At 59.7% G+C, this 21,986-nt stretch carries 22 protein-coding genes and 2 pseudogenes; 10 read left to right on the top strand and 14 right to left on the bottom strand.

Features of this window, described 5'->3' with window-relative positions:
- Positions 1 to 139 precede the first annotated feature (139 nt).
- Together AC1MEW_RS10945 and AC1MEW_RS10940 are read right to left on the bottom strand one after the other, a co-directional pair.
- The gene (locus tag AC1MEW_RS10945; RefSeq protein WP_201257435.1) at positions 140 to 592 is read right to left on the bottom strand and encodes a hypothetical protein; all 453 of its coding nucleotides are present in this window, start codon (positions 590 to 592) and stop codon (positions 140 to 142) included.
- A gap of 111 nt (positions 593 to 703) precedes the next feature.
- The gene (locus AC1MEW_RS10940; RefSeq protein ID WP_480426225.1) at positions 704 to 2,326 is read right to left on the bottom strand and encodes a methyl-accepting chemotaxis protein; all 1,623 of its coding nucleotides are present in this window, start codon (positions 2,324 to 2,326) and stop codon (positions 704 to 706) included.
- Positions 2,327 to 2,601: 275 nt separating this feature from the next.
- Here AC1MEW_RS10940 and AC1MEW_RS10935 point away from each other — a divergent pair, with 275 nt between their 5' ends.
- From AC1MEW_RS10935 to AC1MEW_RS10920, 4 genes are all read left to right on the top strand, one after another.
- Positions 2,602 to 3,624, top strand: a complete 1,023-nt coding sequence (locus tag AC1MEW_RS10935) for a transporter (protein ID WP_201257437.1) — start codon at positions 2,602 to 2,604, stop codon at positions 3,622 to 3,624.
- A 294-nt stretch (positions 3,625 to 3,918) separates the two neighbouring features.
- A complete protein-coding gene (locus tag AC1MEW_RS10930) occupies positions 3,919 to 5,532 on the top strand; it encodes an inorganic phosphate transporter (RefSeq protein ID WP_201206017.1) in 1,614 nt (537 codons plus the stop codon).
- Between the two features lie 321 nt (positions 5,533 to 5,853).
- Entirely contained in the window at positions 5,854 to 6,720 is an 867-nt protein-coding gene (locus AC1MEW_RS10925) for a phytanoyl-CoA dioxygenase family protein (RefSeq protein ID WP_201257438.1), read from the top strand.
- Entirely contained in the window at positions 6,717 to 7,439 is a 723-nt protein-coding gene (locus tag AC1MEW_RS10920) for a TylF/MycF/NovP-related O-methyltransferase (protein WP_123514271.1), read from the top strand. Before AC1MEW_RS10925 ends, AC1MEW_RS10920 begins: the two co-directional genes overlap by 4 nt.
- A 218-nt stretch (positions 7,440 to 7,657) precedes the next feature.
- On the opposite strand, the pseudogene AC1MEW_RS10915 reads toward AC1MEW_RS10920, so the two are convergent.
- A pseudogene (locus AC1MEW_RS10915) lies at positions 7,658 to 8,053 on the bottom strand (LysR substrate-binding domain-containing protein); the annotation flags it as partial.
- Here AC1MEW_RS10915 and AC1MEW_RS10910 point away from each other — a divergent pair.
- Positions 8,050 to 8,343, top strand: a pseudogene (locus tag AC1MEW_RS10910) (SDR family oxidoreductase); the annotation flags it as partial. The pseudogenes AC1MEW_RS10915 and AC1MEW_RS10910 overlap by 4 nt on opposite strands.
- A 45-nt stretch (positions 8,344 to 8,388) precedes the next feature.
- On the opposite strand, the gene AC1MEW_RS10905 reads toward AC1MEW_RS10910, so the two are convergent.
- Positions 8,389 to 9,243 carry an NmrA family NAD(P)-binding protein gene (locus tag AC1MEW_RS10905; RefSeq protein WP_322269408.1) on the bottom strand — a complete coding sequence of 285 codons (855 nt, stop codon included), beginning with the start codon at positions 9,241 to 9,243 and terminating at the stop codon, positions 8,389 to 8,391.
- A gap of 113 nt (positions 9,244 to 9,356) precedes the next feature.
- Between AC1MEW_RS10905 and AC1MEW_RS10900 the strand changes: the two genes are divergently transcribed.
- On the top strand, positions 9,357 to 10,268 hold the full coding sequence (locus AC1MEW_RS10900; protein ID WP_480426221.1) for a LysR substrate-binding domain-containing protein: 912 nt from the start codon (positions 9,357 to 9,359) through the stop codon (positions 10,266 to 10,268).
- Between the two features lie 171 nt (positions 10,269 to 10,439).
- Here the strand turns inward: AC1MEW_RS10900 and AC1MEW_RS10895 are convergent, their stop codons facing one another.
- Positions 10,440 to 10,874: a multidrug/biocide efflux PACE transporter gene (locus AC1MEW_RS10895; protein ID WP_201257441.1), complete on the bottom strand. Its 435-nt coding sequence runs from the start codon at positions 10,872 to 10,874 to the stop codon at positions 10,440 to 10,442.
- Between the two features lie 89 nt (positions 10,875 to 10,963).
- Between AC1MEW_RS10895 and AC1MEW_RS10890 the strand changes: the two genes are divergently transcribed.
- The gene (locus tag AC1MEW_RS10890) at positions 10,964 to 11,818 is read left to right on the top strand and encodes a LysR family transcriptional regulator (RefSeq protein WP_201206025.1); all 855 of its coding nucleotides are present in this window, start codon (positions 10,964 to 10,966) and stop codon (positions 11,816 to 11,818) included.
- Between the two features lie 21 nt (positions 11,819 to 11,839).
- Here the strand turns inward: AC1MEW_RS10890 and AC1MEW_RS10885 are convergent, their stop codons facing one another.
- Positions 11,840 to 12,682, bottom strand: coding sequence for a LysR family transcriptional regulator (locus AC1MEW_RS10885; RefSeq protein WP_480426218.1), 843 nt, complete (start codon positions 12,680 to 12,682; stop codon positions 11,840 to 11,842).
- A 111-nt stretch (positions 12,683 to 12,793) separates the two neighbouring features.
- Here AC1MEW_RS10885 and AC1MEW_RS10880 point away from each other — a divergent pair, with 111 nt between their 5' ends.
- The gene (locus tag AC1MEW_RS10880) at positions 12,794 to 13,519 is read left to right on the top strand and encodes an SDR family oxidoreductase (RefSeq protein WP_201206029.1); all 726 of its coding nucleotides are present in this window, start codon (positions 12,794 to 12,796) and stop codon (positions 13,517 to 13,519) included.
- 151 nt (positions 13,520 to 13,670) lie between these two features.
- Here AC1MEW_RS10880 and AC1MEW_RS10875 read toward each other — a convergent pair whose 3' ends face one another.
- The 4 genes from AC1MEW_RS10875 to AC1MEW_RS10860 all read right to left on the bottom strand — a co-directional run bounded on the left by AC1MEW_RS10875 (position 13,671) and on the right by AC1MEW_RS10860 (position 16,288).
- Positions 13,671 to 14,906 (bottom strand): RNA polymerase sigma factor, encoded by a 1,236-nt coding sequence (locus AC1MEW_RS10875; RefSeq protein ID WP_201257442.1) that lies wholly within the window; start codon positions 14,904 to 14,906, stop codon positions 13,671 to 13,673.
- Positions 14,906 to 15,397 (bottom strand): SRPBCC family protein, encoded by a 492-nt coding sequence (locus AC1MEW_RS10870; protein WP_480426216.1) that lies wholly within the window; start codon positions 15,395 to 15,397, stop codon positions 14,906 to 14,908. Before AC1MEW_RS10870 ends, AC1MEW_RS10875 begins: the two co-directional genes overlap by 1 nt.
- A gap of 27 nt (positions 15,398 to 15,424) precedes the next feature.
- Positions 15,425 to 15,769, bottom strand: a complete 345-nt coding sequence (locus tag AC1MEW_RS10865; protein ID WP_201257444.1) for a YciI family protein — start codon at positions 15,767 to 15,769, stop codon at positions 15,425 to 15,427.
- A 93-nt stretch (positions 15,770 to 15,862) separates the two neighbouring features.
- A complete protein-coding gene (locus AC1MEW_RS10860; protein ID WP_322269414.1) occupies positions 15,863 to 16,288 on the bottom strand; it encodes a YybH family protein in 426 nt (141 codons plus the stop codon).
- A gap of 141 nt (positions 16,289 to 16,429) precedes the next feature.
- Between AC1MEW_RS10860 and AC1MEW_RS10855 the strand changes: the two genes are divergently transcribed.
- A complete protein-coding gene (locus tag AC1MEW_RS10855) occupies positions 16,430 to 16,915 on the top strand; it encodes a GNAT family N-acetyltransferase (RefSeq protein ID WP_201206037.1) in 486 nt (161 codons plus the stop codon).
- A gap of 186 nt (positions 16,916 to 17,101) precedes the next feature.
- Here the strand turns inward: AC1MEW_RS10855 and AC1MEW_RS10850 are convergent, their stop codons facing one another.
- From AC1MEW_RS10850 to AC1MEW_RS10840, 3 genes are all read right to left on the bottom strand, one after another.
- A complete protein-coding gene (locus AC1MEW_RS10850; protein WP_201257445.1) occupies positions 17,102 to 17,590 on the bottom strand; it encodes a GNAT family N-acetyltransferase in 489 nt (162 codons plus the stop codon).
- A gap of 314 nt (positions 17,591 to 17,904) precedes the next feature.
- A complete protein-coding gene (locus AC1MEW_RS10845; RefSeq protein ID WP_201257446.1) occupies positions 17,905 to 18,393 on the bottom strand; it encodes a GyrI-like domain-containing protein in 489 nt (162 codons plus the stop codon).
- 67 nt (positions 18,394 to 18,460) lie between these two features.
- Positions 18,461 to 19,123: a LysE family translocator gene (locus AC1MEW_RS10840; RefSeq protein WP_201257447.1), complete on the bottom strand. Its 663-nt coding sequence runs from the start codon at positions 19,121 to 19,123 to the stop codon at positions 18,461 to 18,463.
- Positions 19,124 to 19,262: 139 nt separating this feature from the next.
- Between AC1MEW_RS10840 and alaC the strand changes: the two genes are divergently transcribed.
- Positions 19,263 to 20,480, top strand: a complete 1,218-nt coding sequence (alaC, locus tag AC1MEW_RS10835; RefSeq protein ID WP_201206045.1) for an alanine transaminase — start codon at positions 19,263 to 19,265, stop codon at positions 20,478 to 20,480.
- 118 nt (positions 20,481 to 20,598) lie between these two features.
- Here the strand turns inward: alaC and AC1MEW_RS10830 are convergent, their stop codons facing one another.
- The gene (locus AC1MEW_RS10830) at positions 20,599 to 21,951 is read right to left on the bottom strand and encodes a GntP family permease (protein ID WP_201206046.1); all 1,353 of its coding nucleotides are present in this window, start codon (positions 21,949 to 21,951) and stop codon (positions 20,599 to 20,601) included.
- Positions 21,952 to 21,986 lie beyond the last annotated feature (35 nt).

Raw genomic sequence — 21,986 nt, 5'->3', positions numbered from 1 at the left:
GCTTCGCTCGTACACGTTTTTTGATAACGCACGATCTTCGGGTCGTGCGTTTTTTTGTGCCTGCGTGCGCCAGGGGTCACTAGAATCCGTTCGCGGCGCAGAACGGCACGTTGTTTACCTTCAGCCTGCCGACAGTGGATTAAGCAGTAGTACTGACCATCGACCCGGAAGTGCTGCTGCCTTCGTCTTGTAACGCCTGCACCAACGCCGAGGTGGCGGTTTCCAAAGAGCCCGAGGTGGCTGAGAGCTGCGACTGCGCGGCGGCAACAGCGGCGGCTTTGGCATCGGGGCTTTCTTGCTTGGCCTGAGCCGCTTGCAGTTGCTGCTGTTGTTCCTGCAATTGCTTTTGCAGTTCGGCGATCTGCTTGCGCAGCTCTTTTACGGCATCGGAATCGGTGCTGCTGCTCGAACTGCTACTGTCGCCAGCCGGCGCGGCGCCGCCAGCAGAAGCCTTGGTGCTATCGCTGGAAGTTGTGGTGCTGGAGGTGGTGGAGGTTGCTGACGTACTGTCGTCAGTGCTGCCGTTGATCGAGGTTTGGCTCGTCGGCGTCGAGAGGGTTTGGTTGATCGAAACAGAGGTGATGCTGACCATGGGGCTTATCCTATTTGGGTTCAGGTTAAATCCATCATCGACATCGTTTAGCCGGACTTGAGATCAACTGTGTACCGACTCGGTAAGCAAGCCGGTACACAGCCTTTTCGGTTACGCGCTCAGGCGCGACGTCACTTCATTCAACTGCCCCGACAACCCGTGCAGGTTGTGGCTCGCCGCTTCAGTGCGCTGCACGTGGTCCAGGTTGGTACTGGCGATGCTGGTGATCTCGGTCAGGTTGCGCGAGATGTCTTCGGCCACCGACGTTTGCTCTTCGGCCGCCGTGGCGATCTGGCGGTTCATGTCGCGGATGGCTTCCACGGCATGGGTGATGCGCTCCAGCATGGCGCCGGCCTGCGTCACTTGCTCGACACTTTCTTCGCTGCGCGATTGACCGCTTTCAATCGCCTGGGCCGCGTCCACCGCGCCGGTTTGCACGGTCTGGATGATCTGGTTGATTTCGATGATCGACGCCGCCGTGCGCTGGGCCAGGCTGCGGACTTCATCGGCCACCACTGCGAAACCGCGTCCGGCTTCACCGGCGCGGGCCGCTTCGATCGCCGCGTTCAGCGCCAGCAAATTGGTCTGCTCGGCGATGCCGCGAATCACTTCCAGCACCTTGCCGATACGCCCGCTGTCGGTTTCCAGACGACGGATCACAGTGGCGGTGTTGGCGATCTCGCCGCGCATTTGAGTGATGGTGTGAATGGTGCCCTGCATGACTTTTTCGCCCTGCTGGGCGGACTGGTCGGCATCATCGGCCGCGCGTGCTGCGTCCGCTGCATGACGAGCAACTTCCTGCGCGGTGGCAGACATTTCGTTCATCGCCGTGGCTACCTGATCGGTGCGGTTGAACTGCTCGTTGGTGCCGTTGGCCATCAACGTGGCGATGGAGTTCAGCTCGCCGCTGGCGCTGTCCAGGTCCGACGCACTGCGCTGCAAACGGGTGAAGGTTTCGGCAAGGAAATCGCGCAAGGTGTTGGCGGCCATCGCCAGTTTACCCAACTCGTCTTCACGGCTGCTGGCCACGCGTTCGGCGAATTTGCCCTGGCTGAGTTGTGCCACGTAGTCGATCAGTTTGCGAATCGGGTCCACCAGGTTTCGGTTGATCAGCCACAAGCTCAACAGCCCGATCAGCAGCCCGGACGCGAGCATCACGATGATCCCCAACAACACCGTGCGATCGGCACTGGCGCTGATCAATGCCGACTGCTCGGTGCCGTGCTTGCGCAGCTCGCCGACCAACTCGCTCATCTGATCGCTGGTGGCGCGGTCCATACCCTTGACCGCGTTGTCGCCAGCGGCTGGATCGGCACCGGCAGCAACATAGGCATCACGACCTTTCTGATAGGCGTTGCCCAACTGACGATGTTCGTCACGCAGGCGTTCGATGCTGCTCTTGAGTTGGCTATCCAGACCTTTCTGCCCGACCAGTTCGCCGAGAATGCCCTGCACGTCGCGCTGACGGTCCTCGAATTGCTGCCAGTATTTGTCCAGGTCCGCCGGCTGTTTGCCGCGCAGCAGAACGTTTTTCCACTCCTGAACCTGCACCTTGAATTGCAGGTTGGCTTCATCGATCAATTGCGACGTGCGCAGTGGGCCGTCGATCAGGTTGGCGTAACTTTGGACGCCACTGGACAGGAAGTGAAAGCAGGCCAAAGCGATCAGCAACATCGCCAACAGACTGCCGCTCAGCAACGCGAGGATTTGGGCTCTCAGGGATTTTTGCAGCATCGAGTGATACTCATGACAGGAAAGAAGCACGCCTGATTGGGCGTGAAAGACGTCCAAACTTCCCTGTCTGCAATCTCGGCTCGTGGCCAAAGCCGCGCAACCTAACACCTGCGTCATCGGCGTGCCAGAGCGCTTCTTGAATCAATCCCGACCATCGGTAACGCACACGTTTGCGTCGCCGTGCAACTGTCACAAAACCGTCAAAACTCCTTGCGATGATGCGGCCCAAGTGAACCTGTGAACCCGCGACAGGCGCTTCCTCTCAGCGAGACCTCATGAACCACAGCATCGACCAAAGCCATCGCGACACTGACTTGTTCGGCCTGCTTTACGGCTTCCGTTTTCGTCCCGGTGAGCGCGGCCGGGAGATCGACTCGGCCGAAGCCCTGCGATGCTTGCAACACACCGAAGACAACGACGAATTCCTCTGGCTGCACCTGAACCTGGCCCACGCCGCGTGCGAGCGCTGGATGAAAAGCCATCTGGAATTGCCCGAGGAGTTTTTCGAGGCGCTGCACGAAGGTTCGCGCTCGACCCGCATCGAGCATGTCGATTCGGCGTTGCTGGCGGTGGTCAACGACGTGGTGTTCAACCTCAGCAGCATGGTGTCTTCGGATGTCTCGACGCTATGGGTCTGCGCCCGCAGCAAGCTGATCATCAGCGCGCGATTGCAACCGTTGCACTCGGTGGACAAGCTGCGTTCTTCGGTGAAGGCCGGGGAATGCTTTCGCTCACCGCTGGAGTTGCTGGTGCACCTGCTGCGCGATCAGGGCGAAGTGCTGACGCAGATCGTGCGCAAGACCAGCCAGAGTGTCGATCAGATCGAAGATGAGTTGCTGTCTTCGCGGCTGTCGACCAACCGTGCTGAGCTGGGCGCCAATCGCCGGGTACTGGTGCGGTTGCAGCGGTTGTTGGCACTTGAACCGGGGTCGCTATTGCGCCTGCTCAACCGTCCGCCGCAATGGTTGCAGAAGGAGGACGTCAAGGAGCTGCGCAAGTCCACCGAGGAGTTTGCGCTGATCATCAACGACCTCACGGCCCTCGGTGAACGGATCAAGCTGTTGCAGGAAGAAATCGCGGCCAACCTCAACGAACAGAGCAACCGCACGTTGTTCACCCTGACGGTGGTGACAGTGCTGGCATTGCCGATCAACATCATTGCCGGTTTTTTTGGCATGAACGTCGGCGGGATACCGCTCTCGGGCGACCCGGAAGGGTTCTGGATTCTGGTGGCATTGGTCGCGACGTTTACCGTGCTGGCCGGGCGCTGGGCGTTTCGCAAGCGCCAGGATTATTGAGTCACCTTTTTTGATTCACCGCGATCCCTTGTGGCGAGGGAGCTTGCTCCCGCTGGGTTGCGAAGCGACCCCCAGCACTCTCCCAGGCAAACCGTGCCAGCAGGATTAGCGACTGCTTCGCAGCCGAGCGGGAGCAAGCTCCCTCGCCACAGGTCGTGCCTTGCCTGTAGATCAGTAGTGGATTCCGATCAACGGAAATGCAAAAGAAACCCAAACCCTGACCCACCGCAGTCTCTCTGTCATATTTTGAAACGATCATGGGCGATACTCCTTCCTCACTCAGGATTGTCCGTGATGGCTACTCCTTCCTTGTCCGCTGGTCAGGCGCCTGCCCGCAGCGCCAGACCGCACTTCGATAAAAAACCCGGCCTGTTCACCTTCGTGATTTTCTTCGGGGTGCTGGCCAGCGGGTTGTTGTTCACCGCCTACAGCCTGATGCACGACATGCACGAACTCGGCACGGTGGTAACCACCTGGACACCGTTTCTGCTGCTGGGCGTGGCGCTGCTGATCGCCCTCGGTTTTGAATTCGTCAACGGCTTCCACGACACCGCCAACGCGGTGGCCACGGTGATTTACACCAACTCGATGCCGCCGAACTTCGCGGTGGCCTGGTCCGGGTTCTTCAATTTTCTCGGTGTATTGCTTTCGAGTGGCGCGGTGGCGTTCGGTATCATCGCGTTGCTGCCGGTGGAGCTGATTCTGCAAGTCGGCTCCTCCGCCGGGTTCGCGATGATCTTCGCCCTGTTGATCGCGGCGATCCTGTGGAACCTCGGCACCTGGTGGCTGGGCTTGCCGGCCTCCTCGTCGCACACCCTGATCGGCTCGATCATCGGCGTCGGCGTCGCCAATGCCCTGATGCATGGCCGCGATGGCACCAGCGGCGTGGATTGGGCGCAAGCCACCAAGATCGGTTACGCGCTGCTGCTCTCGCCGTTGGTCGGCTTCGGCTTTGCCGCACTGTTGCTGCTGGCCCTGCGGGCGTTCGTCAAGAATCGTGCGCTGTACAAGGCACCGGAAGGTGATGCGCCGCCACCTTGGTGGATTCGCGGTTTATTGATTCTGACCTGCACCGGCGTGTCCTTCGCCCACGGCTCCAACGACGGCCAGAAAGGCATGGGCCTGATCATGTTGATTCTGGTCGGCACCCTGCCGATGGCGTATGCACTGAACCGCACCATGCCGGCCGATCAAGCGTTACAGTTCGCCGCCGTGGCCGAAGTCACCCAGCAAGCCCTAGTGAAAAGTGCACCGCTGCCGACACCTGCCGACCCGCGTGCAGTGCTGTCCGATTACGTGCGCAGCAAGGAAGTCACGCCGCAACTGGTGCCCGCCCTCGCCTCGCTGGCCGGCAACATCGGGAACGAAGTGAAGGGCTACGGCTCGCTGTCGAAAGTCCCGGCCGAAGCCATGGGCAACGTGCGTAACGACATGTACCTGACCAGCGAAACCATTCGCCTGATGGACAAGAACAAGGTCGGTAACTTCGACGCTGACACCACCGGCAAGCTGCAACTGTTCAAGCAACAGATCGACAACGCCACGCGCTTCATTCCGCTGTGGGTGAAGATCGCCGTGGCCATCGCGCTGGGGCTGGGCACCATGGTCGGCTGGAAGCGCATCGTGGTGACGGTCGGTGAAAAAATCGGCAAGACCCACCTGACGTATGCCCAGGGCGCGTCGGCCGAAACCGTGGCCATGCTGACCATCGGTGCCGCCGACATGTTTGGCCTGCCGGTGTCCACCACCCACGTGTTGTCTTCAGGGGTGGCCGGGAGCATGGTCGCCAATGGCGGCGGCTTGCAGATGAAGACCATCCGCAACCTGATGATGGCCTGGGTGCTGACCTTGCCGGCGGCGATCCTGTTGTCGGGCAGTTTGTACTGGTTGTTCACCAAATTGTTCTGACCCACCAAGGATTTGTAGGAGCGAAGCTTGCTCGCGAAAGCGATCTGTCAGTCAACATCAGTGTTGAATATGAAATCGCCTTCGTGAGCAAGCTTCGCTCCTACACAGGTCAGTCAAAAGATCGCAGCCTTCGGCAGCTCGGGGGCGAATATGTCCCGGCCTGGTTCATTCCGGAGCCGGGATTTTTTTGCCTGGCCTAAGCATTTCGTCGCAAATGCAGCCGTTCTCACTTTTATTGACCCACCAAGCGATGGATCGCACTTCAGTTTGTTACCGTGGTGCCGATTCTTAAGAGACTCGATGCATTCAGGAGTGCGAACCGTGAATCTGTACATCAATCAGCTTCAGAAAAAAGCTGACTTCAAAGAAGCCATCTACGCCGGCGACATCTTCTTGAACACTGAGCTACGCGCTGCCAAAGCGCTGTGCGCGTTCGCCCAGGAAAGCATCACCGCCGCCTTCAATGGCGAGACTAACCACCAGGCCCTGCATACCTTGATGCCGGTGGAAGAATTCGTTGTGCTGGTGACGCGCCTCAAGGGCCAGTTCACCAACAGTCTGCGCGCCAAGGAATTGATCCTGAGCTTCATCGATGAAATCGGTGTCGACCCGCACGAATACATTTTCGACGTGCCGCGTATTCGCGTCGTGCCCAACTACGAATACCTGCACGCGGGCGTGAGCTACGCCTACAAGCCCCATCGCGATACCTGGTACGGCAGCGTCGATTGCCAGATCAACACCTGGATGCCGGTGCACACCATCAGCCCCGACCAGACCATGATGATCAATGCTGGCTACTTCGACATGCCGGTGAAGAACACCTCCAGCGAATGGAGCCTCAACGACTGGATCAGCAACCAGCGGCATAAAGCCAAGGACAACCTCAAAGAGGAAGTCCGCGTGCACCCAGTGCCGCTGGAAGCGATCAACAGCGCCTCTGAAATGCGCGTGGCCGGCAACACCGGTGACATGCTGATCTTCTCCGGCTCGCACCTGCACGGTACTGTTCCAAACCACACGCAACAGACCCGCTTCAGCGTGGACTTCCGCCTGATGCACCTCGACGACCTCAAGCACAAGCGCGGCGCGATCAACGTCGACAGTGCCTGCCCTGACGTCGGCGCCGGTTTCAAAGACTATTTCCACGCCCACGACTTTTCGAATTTCCAAGGAATCCAGCAATGACCAAGCGTCGCATCACGCCCGCCGAGGCCCAGTACAACGAAACCCGTGCCAACGTCCTGAAACGGGTCGATGCCGAGTACGTGGCCGACGCGCCGTTCGTCTTTGCCAACCGCATTGGCGTAACCGCTGCACTGTCGCGCATGGAGCTGTTCAAGAAAGTCGCCGAAGTACCCGGCGCGATCATTGAGTGCGGCGTGTACAAGGGCAACTCGCTGATGCTTTACATGCACTTGTCGATGATCCTGGAACCCTACGCGATCAACCGCTCGATCATTGGCTTCGACACCTTCGAAGGCTTCCAGAGCATCGACAAGAAAGAAGACCCGGCGGACGTCAACGAGACCATGTTCTCCGACACCGACCAGTCGCTGATCCAGGACATGATCGACGCCAACGACCTGCTGCGCCCGGTCAACCGCATCCCGCGTTGCGAGCTGGTCAAAGGCGACATCGTCAAGACCGTGCCGGAGTGGGTCAAGACTCGCCCGGACCTGGTTGTCGCGATGCTGATCCTCGACACCGACCTGTACGAATCGACCAAAGTCGCGCTGGAAACCTTCCTGCCGTACATGCCAAAAGGCGCGGTCGTGGTGCTGGACGAAGTCGCGTACCGCAACTTCCCAGGCGAAACCAAAGCCCTGCGCGAAGTGCTGGACCTGAACAAAATCGAACTCAAGCGCCTGCCGTTTGATTCGTGCGTAGGCTACTTCCACGTTTGATGCATAACCCTGTGGGAGCGGGCTTGCTCGCGAAAGCGGTCGATCAGTCAACATTTGCGTTGAGTGTTATTCCGTCATCGCGAGCAAGCTCGCTCCCACAGGGGATTACGGTTGATCACAGATTTTGTGTACGCCGTAGGTCCATTGTGGGAGTGAGCCTGCTCGCGATAACGGACTATCTGTCGACATCAGTTTTGCAAGTGCCCCAATCCCACAATTCAATGGGTTGTCGGGATGACTTGTCCCAGCCAATCCATGAACGCCCGCACCCGCAAGGGTAAATGCCGTTGCCGTGCATACAGCAGCGACACGTCCATCGACGGCGCGTTGAGTTGCGGCAAGACCGCCACCAGTTCACCGCTCAGCAAGTACAGGTGCATGCCCATCAGCGGCGCCTGGATCAAGCCGAAACCGCCCAGGCACGCCGACTCATAACCATCGGTGTTGTTCACCGTGATGCTGCCGGCCATCGGCACGCGATGCAGCTTGCCCTCTTCCTCGTACAGAAAACCTTCCGAACGCGAACCCAGCACGCCGACGTAATGCACCAGCCGATGCTGCGTCAGGTCTTCGAGTTGCTGTGGCATGCCATAGCGTTGCAAATAGGCCGGGCTATGCGGCGATGAAAGGCGCGATGGAAGCGCTGACTCGGTATCAGGCCAAGGAGTTGGGCGCGCGTGCGATTGCGGTGAACATCCTCGCACTTGGGGCCATCGAAACCGATTTCGGCGGTGGGACCGTGCGTGATAACAGCGCGGTGAACCAGATGGTGGCGAGCAATACAGCCCTGGGTCGCGCCGGTCAGCCGGATGATATTGGTGCGGCGATTGCGCTGCTGCTGTCGCCAGGTGGCCAGTGGATCAACGGCCAGCGCATCGAAGCGTCGGGCGGGATGTTTTTGTAAATAACCCATGGCATGAGCGGGCCGGCATCAGCCCGCTCAACGCGATCAATGGCGCGATAACAGTTGCCCCAAGACCGTCAACAATTCGACCCGGCCCTTGCGCGGTTCGCCTTCAAACTCGATCCAGCCCTCGTTGAAGCCATCGATCATCTGCATCCGTGGCAGTGGATGGTTCATCCCCTGACTTTCGAACAGCCCCTGCCACGTCTCCCGAGGCACGCTTTGCATGCGCACCGGTTTGCCCAGCAGTTCGCTGAAACCGGCGCCCAGTTGCAGCGGTGAAATCCGATGTGGGCCTTCCAGTTCGACAATGCGCTGACCGCTCCAGGTTTCCAGCAGCAGTTGCGCCGCCACTCGACCGACGTCAGCGGTAGCAATCATCGGCACTGGTTTTTCCAGCGGTTGCAGGAAGCTCGGAATGACGCCCGAGCCGAGCGCATGCTCGACGTCCCACAAGGCGTTTTCCATGAACCAGGCTGGCCGCAGAAAAGTGACTGGCAGCGCCAGCGAACCCAATGCCAGCTCCAGCAATCGCAATTGATTGAGCAGGTTTGGCTGACTGGCCTGGGCGCCAATGGTCGACAGGCCCACCACTTTGCCGGGGCGTGCAGCTTCCAACGCCGAACGAATGTTTTCCACCACTTGCCGGGTTTCCGGGAAGCCTGGCGATGGGTCGAAATTCGACGGCATCATCACGAACACCCCTTCTACGCCGGTGAACGCTTCGATCATGGCGTCGCGGTCATCGACATCGGCCACGGCCAATTCACACCCTTGCTGCGCCCACACCGCGCCTTTATCAGCACTGCGAACCACCGCACGCACAGTGTGCCCGGCGGCCAGCAACGTCCGGGCGACCGCGCCGCCCACTTTCCCGGTAATGCCCATGACTGCGTACATCAGCTGTTCTCCTGCTCGAGGGCGACGGTTATCGCGTTGGGCAGATTATTGAGCGCAAGGCAGACATTCTCCGATAGCATGAATGTCATTGAACAAATGACCAGGAATCACCAATGAGCTTTGACGCCAGTCTCGCCAGCGGCATGAGTGTGTTCAGCGCGGTGGTCGATGGCGGCAGTTTTGTCCGCGCCGCCGAGGTGTTGGAGCTGACACCGTCCGGGGTCAGCCGGGCCATCGCCCGACTGGAGAAACGCCTGGGTATCCGGCTGTTTGATCGCACCACCCGCACCGTCACTCTCACCGATGAAGGTCGGCGCTTCCATGGGGAAATCGCGCCGCTGCTGGCCAGTCTGGAAGAAGCCGCCAACTCGGCCTCGACCAGCGCCACTCAGGTGCGCGGCCGGCTGCGGGTCAACATGGACCCCTATTTCTCGCGGCTGATTCTGGGACCGCAGTTGGGGCAGTTCATGACGCGCTATCCCGAGCTGTACCTGGAACTGCAAACCCGCGATCAACTCGGCGACATGGTGGCGGACGGCTTTGACCTGGCGGTGCGTTTCGGTCATCCAACGTCCTCGTCGCTGGTGGCGCGCAAGTTACTGGAAGTGCGAGTCCTGACCCTCGCCTCGCCGGCGTACCTGAAGCGTCATGGCCGACCGCTGGCGCCGCTGGACATGGAGGACGAGCGGCATGTGTGCGTGCAGTTCCGTGACCCGCAAACCGCCCGGCCGTTTGGCTGGGAATTTCATCGCCCGGGGCGCGCGGTGCTGCATGTGCAGCCGCATTGCCGGTTGCTGGTCAATGATGTCGGCACCTTGCACAGTGTTTGCGAAAGCGGCCAGGCCATCGCCCAGGTGCTGGATTTAGGGATTGCTCCGGCGTTGGCCGAAGGACGGTTGGTGGAGTTGTTTCCCGATTGGCCGGATGAGAGATTTCCGTTGTACGCGCTGTACCCGTCGCGGCATTTTCCGGCGGCGAAGGTTCGGGCGTTTTTGGAGTTTGTGAGTGAGTTGTGTGGCGAATAACCCAGGCATCACACAGACCCTGTGGCGAGGGAGCTTGCTCCCGCTCGGCTGCGAAGCAGTCGTAAAACCATCCAACGCGGTTCCTCCCGATGCACCGCGGTTTGCCATTTTGGGACCGCTTCGCGCTCCAGCGGGAGCAAGCTCCCTCGCCACAAAAGCTAGTTGTGCCTCTTAACGCAGCGCTCGGCTCATCAACATCCGCTCCCGCACCACGTCATACCCCCAGTGGTAAACGTAGGTGTATGGCAGGAAGAACAGGAGCACACCGATGTCTAGCAGGAACGCCTGCCACAGACTGACGCTCAGCCACCAGGCAATCAGCGGCACGCCCATCACGATCAGGCCGCCTTCAAACAACAACGCGTGCACCACCCGGACCCAGGCGTTGCGCACAATATCCAGACGCTTGAGCAACCGGTCGAACATGCCGTTGAAGATCACGTTCCAGATCAGGGCAAGCGCGGCGATGGCCATGGTGACGAGACCCATTTCCACCATCGGTTTGTCCATGACCCAGGCCAGCAGCGGGGTGCAGATCATCACGGCGAGCGTTTCGAAACCGACGGCCTGGAAAATACGTTCAGTAATGGATTTGTTGGCATTCATGGCCAGACTCCCTGAGTGACTGTGGTTGCCATGATCTGTCAGCACACCGATACTTCATAACCAATAACCATCGATCAAGGCGATAGTTCATGGCCTCTCACGAAGTGTTGCTCGCGTTTGTCCAGGCCGCGACCCAAGGTTCGTTTTCCGCGGCGGCACGCAAACTCGGGCGCAGTCAGTCGACCATCAGCGCCGCCGTGGCGAGCCTGGAAATCGACCTGAACCTGGTTCTGTTCGACCGCAGCAGCCGCAAGCCCAGCCTGACCCCGGCCGGGCACGTGATGCTGCAACGGGCCGAAGAAATCCTCGCCGCCACCAGTCGCCTGGAAATGACCGCCAGCCAATTGTCCCAAGGGGTCGAGGCGAAGCTGACCGTGGCGATTTCCGACACTTATCAGTCCGACCGTTTCGAAGCGGCCCTGAGTGCGTTCGAGCAGCGTTATCCGGACCTGGAGCTTGAATGCCTGATCGCCGAATGCGACGACCTGGTGGCCTTGCTGCAACGGGGGCGGGCTCAAGTCGCCTTTGCCGAAATGCAGGACAGTTACCCGCCGGACCTGGTCAGTTCGACTGTCGATGAGCGCACGGAAATCGCGTTGTTCGTTGCCCAAAAGCACCCGTTGGCGACGCTCAGCGGGATCGATCAAGACGTGTTGCGACAGCACCGGGAGTTGCGTCTGGCGACCATCGTCAACCCGTATGAAAGCCGTGCCAAGGGCCGGGTCTGGTCGGCGCCGAGTTACTTGATGCTGCTGGAAATGGCTCAGGGCGGATTCGGCTGGGCACCGCTGCCGCGTTGGCTGGTGGGGCGGTTTGGCGCCGGGTCGCTGGTAGAACTGGAGGTGCGGGGCTGGCCAAAACCGGTGTATGTCGATGCACTGTGGTCACGGCTGCATCCGCCGGGGCCGGCGGGGAGTTGGCTATTGAGCAAGATGTTGGAATGAGATCTTTTGATTTTGGTTTTGTTATGCAGCCTCAACCTTTACCGGCCGATTCACCTGAAAATACTCATGCAACCCCCGCAACGCCGGCAACTCCAGCGCCTGCGCCGCGTAACACAACCCGACCCGACGCGTCGGTGCCGGCAGGTGCAAGGCGCGGGTCACGACCCGTTCGTGCCCACTGACCAACGACTGCGGCAACATCGCCACACCGACCCCGGCGGCGACCATGTGCAGCGCCTGTTTCAATGACCCTGCTTGCCCCGCCACCGCTTCCGGCGAACGCCCGTACAACGCCATCAAGCGCTGATGGGACGGATGTTGCGGGCAGGTGATCCAGTCATCGATCGGCGCCCAGGCCTGTCCCGATTCCGCCGATGCCATCGGATGCCCGACCGGCAACGCCATCACATAGGACTCTTCCCACAATGGCAGGAACAATTCGTCCTCGCAGCACATCTCTTCCACCGCCAACCGACCGTCGCCGTGACAGCCTTCTTCCAGCGTCAGCAGCAGGTTGGGCAGCGCCTGATGAGCCATGCGCACGAAGGCTTCGATCTGACGATCTGCGATATCGCCTTCAATGCCCAAGGTTAGCGGCGCACGGTTTTCCCGGCCCCGAAACAAACGGCTCAAGGCCTCGGCTTCGGCCACCATCCGCCGCGCTTGCGGATACAGCACCCGCGCCTCGTCACTGACCTCGACACCTCGGGGCTGACGTACAAACAGCACGGCACCCATTTCTTCTTCGAGTTGCTTGATGGTCACGGATAACGTCGGCTGACTGATGAACAGCCGCTGGGCCGCCGAGGTGATATTGCGTTCCTCGAACACCGTGAGGAAGGCTTTGAGATGACGGATATCCATAGGAAATTCCGATAGCAGACAGAGGAATAAGGCATTTTTCAGCCTGAACGGCGGTAAATATACTGCGCCCCACGTTCAGATATTTGTTTTTCTTATTTCAGGAGTCTAGCCATGAGCAAGCCATTGATCATCATCACCGGGGCCAGTTCGGGCATTGGCGAAGCCGCTGCAAGGCTGTTGAGCGCTGCCGGCCATCCACTGTTGCTGCTGGCCCGTCGGGTTGAACGCCTGGAGGCGTTGGAACTGCCGAACACCCTGAGCCGCCGCGTCGACATCACCGACCGCGCCGCCCTGCTCGCGGCGGTCGCCGAAGCTGAAGCGCAATTCGGCCCGGCGGATGCCTTGATCAACAACGCCGGGGTGATGCTGCTGGGTGAAATGACCAAGCAGGACCCGGCCCAGTGGGACCAGATGCTCGACGTCAATGTGAAGGGTTTGCTCAACGGCGTGCACGCGGTGGTCGCGGGGATGGTCGAGCGCAAACACGGGACGATCATCAACATCAGCTCGGTGGCCGGACGCAAGACGTTCCCGAATCACGTGGCGTATGTCGGCACCAAGTTCGCGGTGCATGGTTTGTCGGAAAACCTGCGTGAAGAGTTGTCGCCGCACAATGTGCGGGTCATCACCATTGCACCGGGCGCGGTGGAAACCGAGCTGTTGAGCCACACCACCGATGAGGCGATCAAGACCGGTTACCAGGCCTGGAAACAGGACATGGGCGGTACAGTGTTGAGTGCCGAGGATGTGGCTTCGGCGATTGCTTATGCGTATCAGCAGCCGCAGAACGTGTGTGTTCGCGAGATCGTGTTGACCGCGACTCGGCAGCAGGCCTGATCCTTTATCGCCGGTCCTGATGACGCTTTCGCGAGCAAGCCCGCTCCCACAGTGGATCCTCGGTGTGCATACAATCTGTGGCACACAGGCGATCAAATGTGGGAGCGGGCTTGCTCGCGAAGAGGCCGGCAATCATAAAGCACCTCCCGAATCATTCCAGATCCCTGAGCCGCCCCTCGATAAACCGCCGCTCCGGCTCTTGCTGCGTCAGTTCAAGCGCCCGTTGATACGCCTCCCGCGCCTCTTCCACCCGTCCCAACTGCCGACAAAACTGCGCTCGCGCCGAGTGCACCAAGTGGTAATCGCGCAACTCCCCGCGCGCCAGTATCCCTTCCACCACCGTCAACCCCGCCAACGGTCCATCGCGCATGGCCAGCGCCACCGCACGGTTCAGTTCGATTACCGGCGACGGCACCGCCCGCAGCAACAAGTCATACAAGCCAACAATCTGCGGCCAATCGGTCTCCCCCGCCGTCGGTGCTTCGGCATGCACCGCCGCAATCGCCGCTTGCAGGCAATACGGCCCGAAGCGCCGCAAAGTCAGCGCCCGCTCCACCAATGCACAACCTTCGGCAATCATCCCGGCGTCCCACAATGAACGATCCTGCTCATCCAGCAGGATCAGCTCGCCAGTGTCCGAGGTCCGGGCCGGGCGCCGCGATTCATGCAACAGCATCAGCGCCAGCAACCCCATTACCTCGGGCTCGGGCAACAATTCCATCAACAAGCGCCCAAGGCGAATCGCTTCGCGGGTCAGATCTTCCCGGGTCAGTTCGGCGCCGATGGACGCCGAGTAACCTTCGTTGAACACCAGGTAAATCACTCGTAACACGCTGTCGAGGCGCTCGGGCAACTCGGCCAGTGACGGTACTTGATAAGGGATTTTCGCGTCACGAATCTTCGCTTTGGCCCGCACGATGCGCTGGGCGATGGTGGCCGGCGCCGAGAGGAAGGCCCGGGCGATTTCTTCCGTGGTCAGGTCACAGACTTCGCGCAAGGTCAGCGGCACTTGGGCGTCGGCCGCGAGTGCCGGGTGACAGCAGGTGAAGATCAGCCGCAAGCGATCGTCTTCCACGTCTTCGTCACTCCAGTCGGCCTGTTCCAGCGCTTCCAACTGAGCGATCAACATCGGTCGCGACGCGTTGAAACGAGCGCGCCGACGCAACACGTCGATGGCCTTGAAGCGCCCGGTGGACACCAGCCAGGTCCGTGGATTGTCCGGCACACCATCGCGCTGCCAGCGCTCGACCGCGACGAAGAAGGCCTCGTGCAAGGCCTCTTCGGCGAGGTCGAAATCGCCGAGCAAACGGATCAGCGTCGCGAGAATCCGCCGCGAGTCTTCGCGGTAGACCTGCTCGACCCGCGCCTTGACGGCCTCGGCCGACATCAGTCCGGCATGCCTTCAGTCACCAGTGTCACCAGGCGATCGAGGCTCTGCCCCCAGCCGTCGTGGAAACCCATGGCCTCGTGGGCCTGGCGATCTTCTTCGCTCCAGTGCATGGCGCGGGCGGTGTAGAGGGTTTTGCCGCCCTGGTCTTCGAGGGTCACTTCGGCACTCATGAACGGTTTGCCCGACGGAATCCAGCCGGGGATAAACGCGTCGGTGAACACCAGTCGCTCAGGCGCGACGATCTCCAGAAACACGCCCATGGTCGGGTACTCGCTGCCGTCCGGGGCGCGCATCAAGGTGCGAAACTGGCCGCCGACCCACAGGTCCATTTCGCACTCCGGCGTGGTCATGCCGTGCGGCCCCCACCATTGGACGAGCAAGGCCGGCTCGGTCCAGGCACGAAAGATTTTGCGGCGTGGCGCGTCGATCACGCGGCTGATCGACAACTCAAATGGGGCAGGTTGTTTTTTAATCGGTTGTGGGCTCATGCAGATCTCCTGTTTATTTTTGATTGTTCAGGGATTCAACTGGCGAACGGGACGGACCTCGACGCAGCCGACCCGGGCCGCCGGAATATTGCCGGCGACCTGGATGGCTTCATTAAGGTCTTTGGCATCGATCAGGTAGAAGCCGGCCAACTGCTCCTTGGTTTCGGCAAACGGGCCATCGGTGATCGATAGTTTGCCGTTGCGCATACGCACGGTAGTGGCGGTCTGCACCGACTCCAGCGCCTCGGCGGCGAGCATCCGGCCGCTGCCCTGGATCGACTCGGCATAGGCCATGCATTCGGCGTCTTCGGGGCTGTCGGGCAGTGAGTGCAGCGCCTGCTCGTTGCTGTAAACCAGGCATAGGTATTTCATGGGGCTCTCCGTGATCGGCTGATCAACTATGGCTGCTGTTGGGTGGGGTGGCTGCTTTTCCGACGAATAAGCTCGACGAATTGGCCCGGGCGATCAGGGTTGCAGGCCGAACAGCGCAGTGCCGGTCATCATGTCGAACGGCGCCGACCAGTGCTCATGGATGATCTGCCAGAGCCCCGACTCTTGCCGATAGCACGCGGTGACGCGCATCCAGCAGGCCTGGGTTTCGCCCTTGTCATTGGTGCCACCGCAATGGGCCAGCCAATGAGCGAACGCGACTTCTTGCGACGCCTCGATGTCGAGTTCATGGAATTCGAAGATGTGCGGGCCGGGGCACATTTCCAGGCATTCCTGCCAATGCGCGCGGTACGCCGCTTTACCCTTGAATTGCAGGGCCTTGACCGCGTCGAAGGAGACGATGTCGTCGGCGTACAAGGCCATGACTTTTTCCACGTCCTTGGCGATGACAGCCTGGCGGTAGGTTTCGATCAGGTTGCGAATTTGGGTTTGCGCATTCATGGCGGTTCTCCATGTTTTTTGTTGTGAAGACACCCTTAGTCGTTCGGCGAAAAGCCAAATCGACAACCGAAATAAAAATAATCCAACAACGCAAACTCGCTAGAATCCGAAGCTCATTTCTATTGGGAAAAGGACACTCCAGTGACAGCCCTACTTGTGCCATACGAAAGCCTGAATGCGTTGCAGCGCCAACAGGTCGAGGCCATTGAAGTCCATTCGGAACAGATCAAGTTTAGCGGCGACATCCATGGTGCGTTGCACACCCTGCTGTCCAAACCCGGCCCCGGCGTCAAAGGCTTTGCTTTATTGGTCGAAGAGATTCCCGTGGCGTTCCTGCTGCTCAAGCGCCCACCGGTTTTACCCGCCTGGGCGAATGAACACAGCGCCACGTTGCACGCCTTGCAGGTCGATCAACGCGCCCAGGGCAAAGGTTACGGCAAGGCCTGCCTGCAAGCCCTGCCCACAGCCGCGCGCCAGGCGTTCCCGGAAATAAAAGGGCTGGAATTGTCGGTGGATGCCGACAATGAAGCGGCTATTGCGTTGTATGCCCGATATGGCTTTGTCGACAGCGGCGAGGCGTACAAGGGCCGGATCGGTTACGAGCGGCGGATGGGTTTGGTTTTCTGAATCGCTTAGGGAAAAACGATGCCGAAGACTACGATCGGGAGGCGTCGGCTCGGGTGCGCGACAGCCTCTATTAGAGATTGAGATCTTCCGATCGCCTTCGCGGGCAAGCCTCGCTCCTACAGGATCGCGCGGGACCTGTAGGAGCGAGGCTTGCCCGCGAAAGCAATTTACGCTGCACCGAATCAATCAGAGCTCAAGCACCATCTCATGCCACGCCATCCCGCCATGATCCGACGCCGAGGGCTTGATGTAGGCAAACCCGAACCCGGCATACAGCGGAACATGCCGTTCCTTGCACATCAGGTGGATGCTGGCCTTGCCCATCGCGCGCATCCGCTCGATGAACTCACCCATCAAGCGCTTTGCCAAGCCAAGCCCCTGATAATCCGGATGCACCACCACCGACATGATCACCACATGGGGACCTGCCGGGTCGTGGCCGATCAGTTCCTTGAACGCTTCGTCCGACATTTCCACCTCAAACGCCGCACCGGAATTGACGAAACCGGCTACAACGCCATCGACTTCGGCCACGATAAAGCCTTCGGGCCAGGTGGCGATGCGGGTGGCGATTTTTTCCCGAGTGGCGGCTTCGTCGCCTTCGTAGGCGACGGTTTCGATGGCGTAGCAGCGTTCCAGATCGGCAGGCGTGACGTGGCGGATGACGGTGTTCATGGCAGCTCGGTTTCAGCGATGGAAAGGTGGGAGATCATAAATTAATAAGGTGTTCATATCGATCACCGCAAGCGCCGTAAAGCCTGCGTATAGGCGCTGTCATTGCTCAATAATTCAGACTATTTGTGTTTCCTGTCTCTGATCATCAATAGGGAAACACACCATGAGCAGCGTTCAGATCGGCCTTCTTATGCTGTTGGGCATCAGCACCTTTGGCTTCATTACCTTGTCTGTCGACCTGTTGCGGGCGCGACGGATGAAGCAAGGTAAATGAGAAGTCGAGAGGCGGACGCGTGGTCCGCCTCTCGCGGTATTCATTCGGGTTTGAGCGGCAGCCAGATTTCCAGCACGCCGGTATTGAGCTTCGGGTTGAAGTCCTCGCTGTAGCGTTCAAACTCCGGGGCATCCGCCGCCGCGCGACCAGACTGCGGCAACCAGGTTTTCCAGATGTACTGAAAGGTCTGCGCCAAGGTGTCCAGTGAACCCTGGTGTTCGAAGACTGCGTAATGCTGTGGCTGAACCTCGACCCAGCGATACTTCTCAGGCAGGTCGTCGAGCTTGCTGATTTCGACGCCGGCGATGTACTCGAAACCGCCCTTGCCGTCGGGATTGCAGCAGATGCCGTAGGTCACTTCGCCTTTTTGACCTGGAATTTTGCCAATCTCGGGAATGAATTTGTCCCAGAGATCGGGGATTTTCTTCGAGGTTTCCTGGGTAAATCGCCCGCCAAACCCGGCAATGAGCAGGAAATGCCCGCTCTCGAATCGTGGCTCGGCCGGTTTGACGCGTGTTTGCTCATCCATGACTCGACTCCTGGTACAAAAAAGTGGGTTCGGCTGGAAGTATAGAAGCCAAACCCGATTCGCCCAATCAGAGGCCGGGAAGCTGCCCGACGGCAGCCTTTTCGATGAACTCGTTATAGCCCGATAGAATCACGTAAACCGCGAAATAGCAGAAGATCGCTGCTGATGCCATATAGGAATAGCGCAGTAACTTGTCACCCAGCAATTTGCCGCCATGGCTCGCAGCGAAGCACAAACCGGCACTCCAGAGCAGACCGGCACAGAGAAACCCACCAAGGAACAACGCAGAACTGAGTGCACCACCACCGCCGGAACGCGCGATCAGCGTGCCGCCCACCGCGGCGAACCAGAGAATCGCGCTAGGCGACGACATCGCCAGGAAAATGCCACGAAAAAATTCTTTGCGGTGCGAGTTCTGACCGACTTCGGCGGTCTGGGCCAACGCTGCTTCGTGGTGAATCGCCGAATAAATCATCTTCGCCGCGAAGTACACCAGCAGCGCCGAACCACCGATCCACAGTACCCAGCGCACGGTTTCGTATTGCAGCAAAACGGTCATACCGGCCAGAGCCAGCACGGCGTAGATTAGGTCGCCGACACACGTCCCCAACCCCAGCGCAAAGCCTTGAAAATAGCCGCGCTGCATCGCCAAAGTGATCATTGCAATGTTGGCCACGCCGATATCCAGGCACAGCGAAAGGCTCAGCAAGAAGCCGCTGCTAAATTCCATCAACCCGTTTCCTTCGGAAAAAATTGTTCACATAGTCGCTGGACAGTGTGCCACATCAGCCCTTACATTCCGCCACAGGCCACCGCAGTGGCCAGCGTCGCTCGGACGGTTCCGGGCGCTCACGTTATCCGAGGCAACAATGGCTAACCCAGGTTCGCCGCGCCGCTTTGCGCGCATAGATCGACTCCCCCCTTACGTATTCAACATCACTGCCGAGCTGAAGATGGCCGCCCGTCGTCGTGGCGAAGACATCATCGACTTCAGCATGGGCAACCCTGATGGCCCGACCCCGCCGCACATCGTCGAAAAACTGGTGACCGTCGCCCAGCGCGAAGACACCCACGGTTATTCAACGTCCAAAGGCATTCCACGTCTGCGCCGGGCGATTTCCAATTGGTACAAGGATCGCTACGAGGTCGACATCGACCCGGAAACCGAAGCCATTGTCACCATCGGCTCCAAGGAAGGCCTGGCGCACTTGATGCTGGCCACCCTCGACCAGGGCGACACCGTGCTGGTGCCAAACCCGAGCTACCCGATTCACATCTACGGCGCGGTGATTGCCGGCGCCCAGGTGCGTTCGGTGCCGTTGATACCGGGCGTGGACTTCTTCGCCGAACTGGAAAGCGCGATTCGCGGCTCGATCCCGAAACCGAAGATGATGATCCTTGGCTTCCCGTCGAACCCTACCGCTCAATGCGTAGAGCTGGATTTCTTCGAACGAGTGATCGCCCTCGCCAAACAGTACGACGTTTTGGTGGTGCACGACCTCGCCTACGCCGACATCGTCTACGACGGCTGGAAAGCCCCGTCGATCATGCAAGTGCCAGGCGCCAAGGACATCGCAGTGGAGTTTTTCACCCTGTCCAAGAGCTACAACATGGCGGGCTGGCGGATTGGTTTCATGGTCGGTAACGCTGAACTGGTCAACGCCTTGGCGCGGATCAAGAGTTACCACGACTACGGCACCTTCACTCCGCTACAAGTTGCAGCGATTGCCGCGCTCGAAGGCGATCAGCAGTGCGTCAAAGACATCGCCGAGCAGTACCGCCAGCGTCGCAACGTGCTGGTCAAAGGCCTGCATGAACTGGGCTGGATGGTCGAAAATCCGAAAGCATCGATGTACGTCTGGGCCAAAATTCCCGAGGCCTATGCACATTTGGGCTCGCTGGAATTCGCCAAGAAAATGCTCGCCGAGGCGAAGGTTTGCGTCTCGCCGGGGGTAGGATTCGGCGAATACGGGGATGATCATGTGCGCTTCGCACTGATCGAAAACCAGGACCGGATTCGTCAGGCCGTGCGCGGGATTCGCGGGATGTTCCGGGCGGATGGGTTGGTAGCAAAAACCAACGCCTGACACACACCAATGTGGGAGCGGGCTTGCTCGCGAAGAGGGCCTGACATTCAACGATGATGTTGACTGTCAGACCGCTTTCGCGAGCAAGCCCGCTCCCACATTTGGTTTTGCGGTGTACTTAGACCACCAGCGACAACAACATAATGAAGCCCAGCGCGACCACAGACAGGATGGTTTCCATCGCAGTCCAGGTCTTGAAGGTTTCCGCTACGGTCATGTTGAAGTACTGCTTCACCAGCCAGAAACCCGCGTCGTTGACGTGAGACAGCACCAACGAACCGGCACCGGTGGCCAACACCAGCAGCTCACGGTTCACACCTGGAATCATCCCCACCACCGGCACCACGATGCCCGCGCCAGTAATGGTCGCCACGGTCGCCGAACCCGTTGCTACGCGAATCACCGCCGCTACCAGCCAGGCCAGCAGGATCGGCGAGATCTGCGCGTTCACTGCCATGTGGCCGATCACGTCACCCACACCGCTGGTGACCAGCATCTGCTTGAAGCCACCACCGGCACCGATGATCAGAATGATCGCCGCAGTCGGCGCAAGACTCGAATCCAGCAGTTTGAGAATCTGTTTGGAGCCGATGCCCTGACGATGGCCGAAGGTGTACAGCGACAGCAGCAACGCCAGCAACAGTGCCGAAATCGGGTGACCGATCAGGTCCATCCAGTTGCGGAAGAAATGCCCGTCCGGCAGTGCCACGTCGGCAAAAGTCTTGAGCAGCATCAGGAATACCGGCAGCAGCACGGTGATCAAGGTGATGGCGAAGCTCGGCAGGGTCGTGGCTTGTGGCTCGCGCGCCAGTTGATCCACCAGTTCCTGGTTAGCATGGCCGGGAATGTACTTGGCGATGAACGTGCCGTAGATCGGGCCGGCAATGATGGCCGTCGGCAACGCAACGATCAGGCCGTACAGAATGGTTTTACCGATGTCGGCACCGAACACGCCGATGGCCAGCAGCGGACCGGGGTGCGGAGGCACCAGGCCGTGCACCGCCGACAGACCGGCCAACAGCGGGATACCGATCTTGATGATCGACACGCCGGTACGCCGGGCAACGATGAACACCAATGGAATCAGCAACACGAAGCCGATTTCGAAGAACAGCGGAATACCGACCAGGAACGCCGCGAACATCATGGCCCACTGCACGCGTTCTTTACCGAACGCGCGAATCAGCGTCTGGGCAATCTGATCCGCCCCGCCTGATTCCGCCATCATTTTGCCGAGCATGGTGCCCAGCGCCAGGATGATCCCGACAAAACCAAGCACACCACCGAAGCCGTCCTGGAACGCCTTGAGAATGGTGCCTACCGGCATGCCGGAAGTCAGGCCGAGGAAACCGGCGGCAATGATCAGGGCAATGAACGGGTGCAGCTTGAACTTGGTGATCAGGAAGATAAGCCCGATCACAGTGACCACTGCATCTAGCAGTAGAAAGGTTTCATGGGACATGCCAAACATGGGGGGGTGTCTCCTGTTTGTTGTTGTTATGAAAG

The organism is Pseudomonas sp. ASL4 (assembly GCF_056680395.1).
Note: the sequence above shows the minus strand (reverse complement) of the source record. Positions and strands in the feature narration are given on the sequence as shown.

What these genes read in the sequence shown, in the direction of transcription:
- AC1MEW_RS10945 (WP_201257435.1), bottom strand. Translation starts at nt 592, where the DNA reads ATGGTCAGCATCACCTCTGTTTCGATCAACCAAACCCTCTCGACGCCG.
- AC1MEW_RS10940 (WP_480426225.1), bottom strand. Translation starts at nt 2,326, where the DNA reads ATGCTGCAAAAATCCCTGAGAGCCCAAATCCTCGCGTTGCTGAGCGGC.
- AC1MEW_RS10935 (WP_201257437.1), top strand. Translation starts at nt 2,602, where the DNA reads ATGAACCACAGCATCGACCAAAGCCATCGCGACACTGACTTGTTCGGC.
- AC1MEW_RS10930 (WP_201206017.1), top strand. Translation starts at nt 3,919, where the DNA reads ATGGCTACTCCTTCCTTGTCCGCTGGTCAGGCGCCTGCCCGCAGCGCC.
- AC1MEW_RS10920 (WP_123514271.1), top strand. Translation starts at nt 6,717, where the DNA reads ATGACCAAGCGTCGCATCACGCCCGCCGAGGCCCAGTACAACGAAACC.
- AC1MEW_RS10905 (WP_322269408.1), bottom strand. Translation starts at nt 9,243, where the DNA reads ATGTACGCAGTCATGGGCATTACCGGGAAAGTGGGCGGCGCGGTCGCC.
- AC1MEW_RS10900 (WP_480426221.1), top strand. Translation starts at nt 9,357, where the DNA reads ATGAGCTTTGACGCCAGTCTCGCCAGCGGCATGAGTGTGTTCAGCGCG.
- AC1MEW_RS10895 (WP_201257441.1), bottom strand. Translation starts at nt 10,874, where the DNA reads ATGAATGCCAACAAATCCATTACTGAACGTATTTTCCAGGCCGTCGGT.
- AC1MEW_RS10890 (WP_201206025.1), top strand. Translation starts at nt 10,964, where the DNA reads ATGGCCTCTCACGAAGTGTTGCTCGCGTTTGTCCAGGCCGCGACCCAA.
- AC1MEW_RS10885 (WP_480426218.1), bottom strand. Translation starts at nt 12,682, where the DNA reads ATGGATATCCGTCATCTCAAAGCCTTCCTCACGGTGTTCGAGGAACGC.
- AC1MEW_RS10880 (WP_201206029.1), top strand. Translation starts at nt 12,794, where the DNA reads ATGAGCAAGCCATTGATCATCATCACCGGGGCCAGTTCGGGCATTGGC.
- AC1MEW_RS10875 (WP_201257442.1), bottom strand. Translation starts at nt 14,906, where the DNA reads ATGTCGGCCGAGGCCGTCAAGGCGCGGGTCGAGCAGGTCTACCGCGAA.
- AC1MEW_RS10870 (WP_480426216.1), bottom strand. Translation starts at nt 15,397, where the DNA reads ATGAGCCCACAACCGATTAAAAAACAACCTGCCCCATTTGAGTTGTCG.
- AC1MEW_RS10865 (WP_201257444.1), bottom strand. Translation starts at nt 15,769, where the DNA reads ATGAAATACCTATGCCTGGTTTACAGCAACGAGCAGGCGCTGCACTCA.
- AC1MEW_RS10860 (WP_322269414.1), bottom strand. Translation starts at nt 16,288, where the DNA reads ATGAATGCGCAAACCCAAATTCGCAACCTGATCGAAACCTACCGCCAG.
- AC1MEW_RS10850 (WP_201257445.1), bottom strand. Translation starts at nt 17,590, where the DNA reads ATGAACACCGTCATCCGCCACGTCACGCCTGCCGATCTGGAACGCTGC.
- AC1MEW_RS10845 (WP_201257446.1), bottom strand. Translation starts at nt 18,393, where the DNA reads ATGGATGAGCAAACACGCGTCAAACCGGCCGAGCCACGATTCGAGAGC.
- AC1MEW_RS10840 (WP_201257447.1), bottom strand. Translation starts at nt 19,123, where the DNA reads ATGGAATTTAGCAGCGGCTTCTTGCTGAGCCTTTCGCTGTGCCTGGAT.
- alaC (WP_201206045.1), top strand. Translation starts at nt 19,263, where the DNA reads ATGGCTAACCCAGGTTCGCCGCGCCGCTTTGCGCGCATAGATCGACTC.
- AC1MEW_RS10830 (WP_201206046.1), bottom strand. Translation starts at nt 21,951, where the DNA reads ATGTTTGGCATGTCCCATGAAACCTTTCTACTGCTAGATGCAGTGGTC.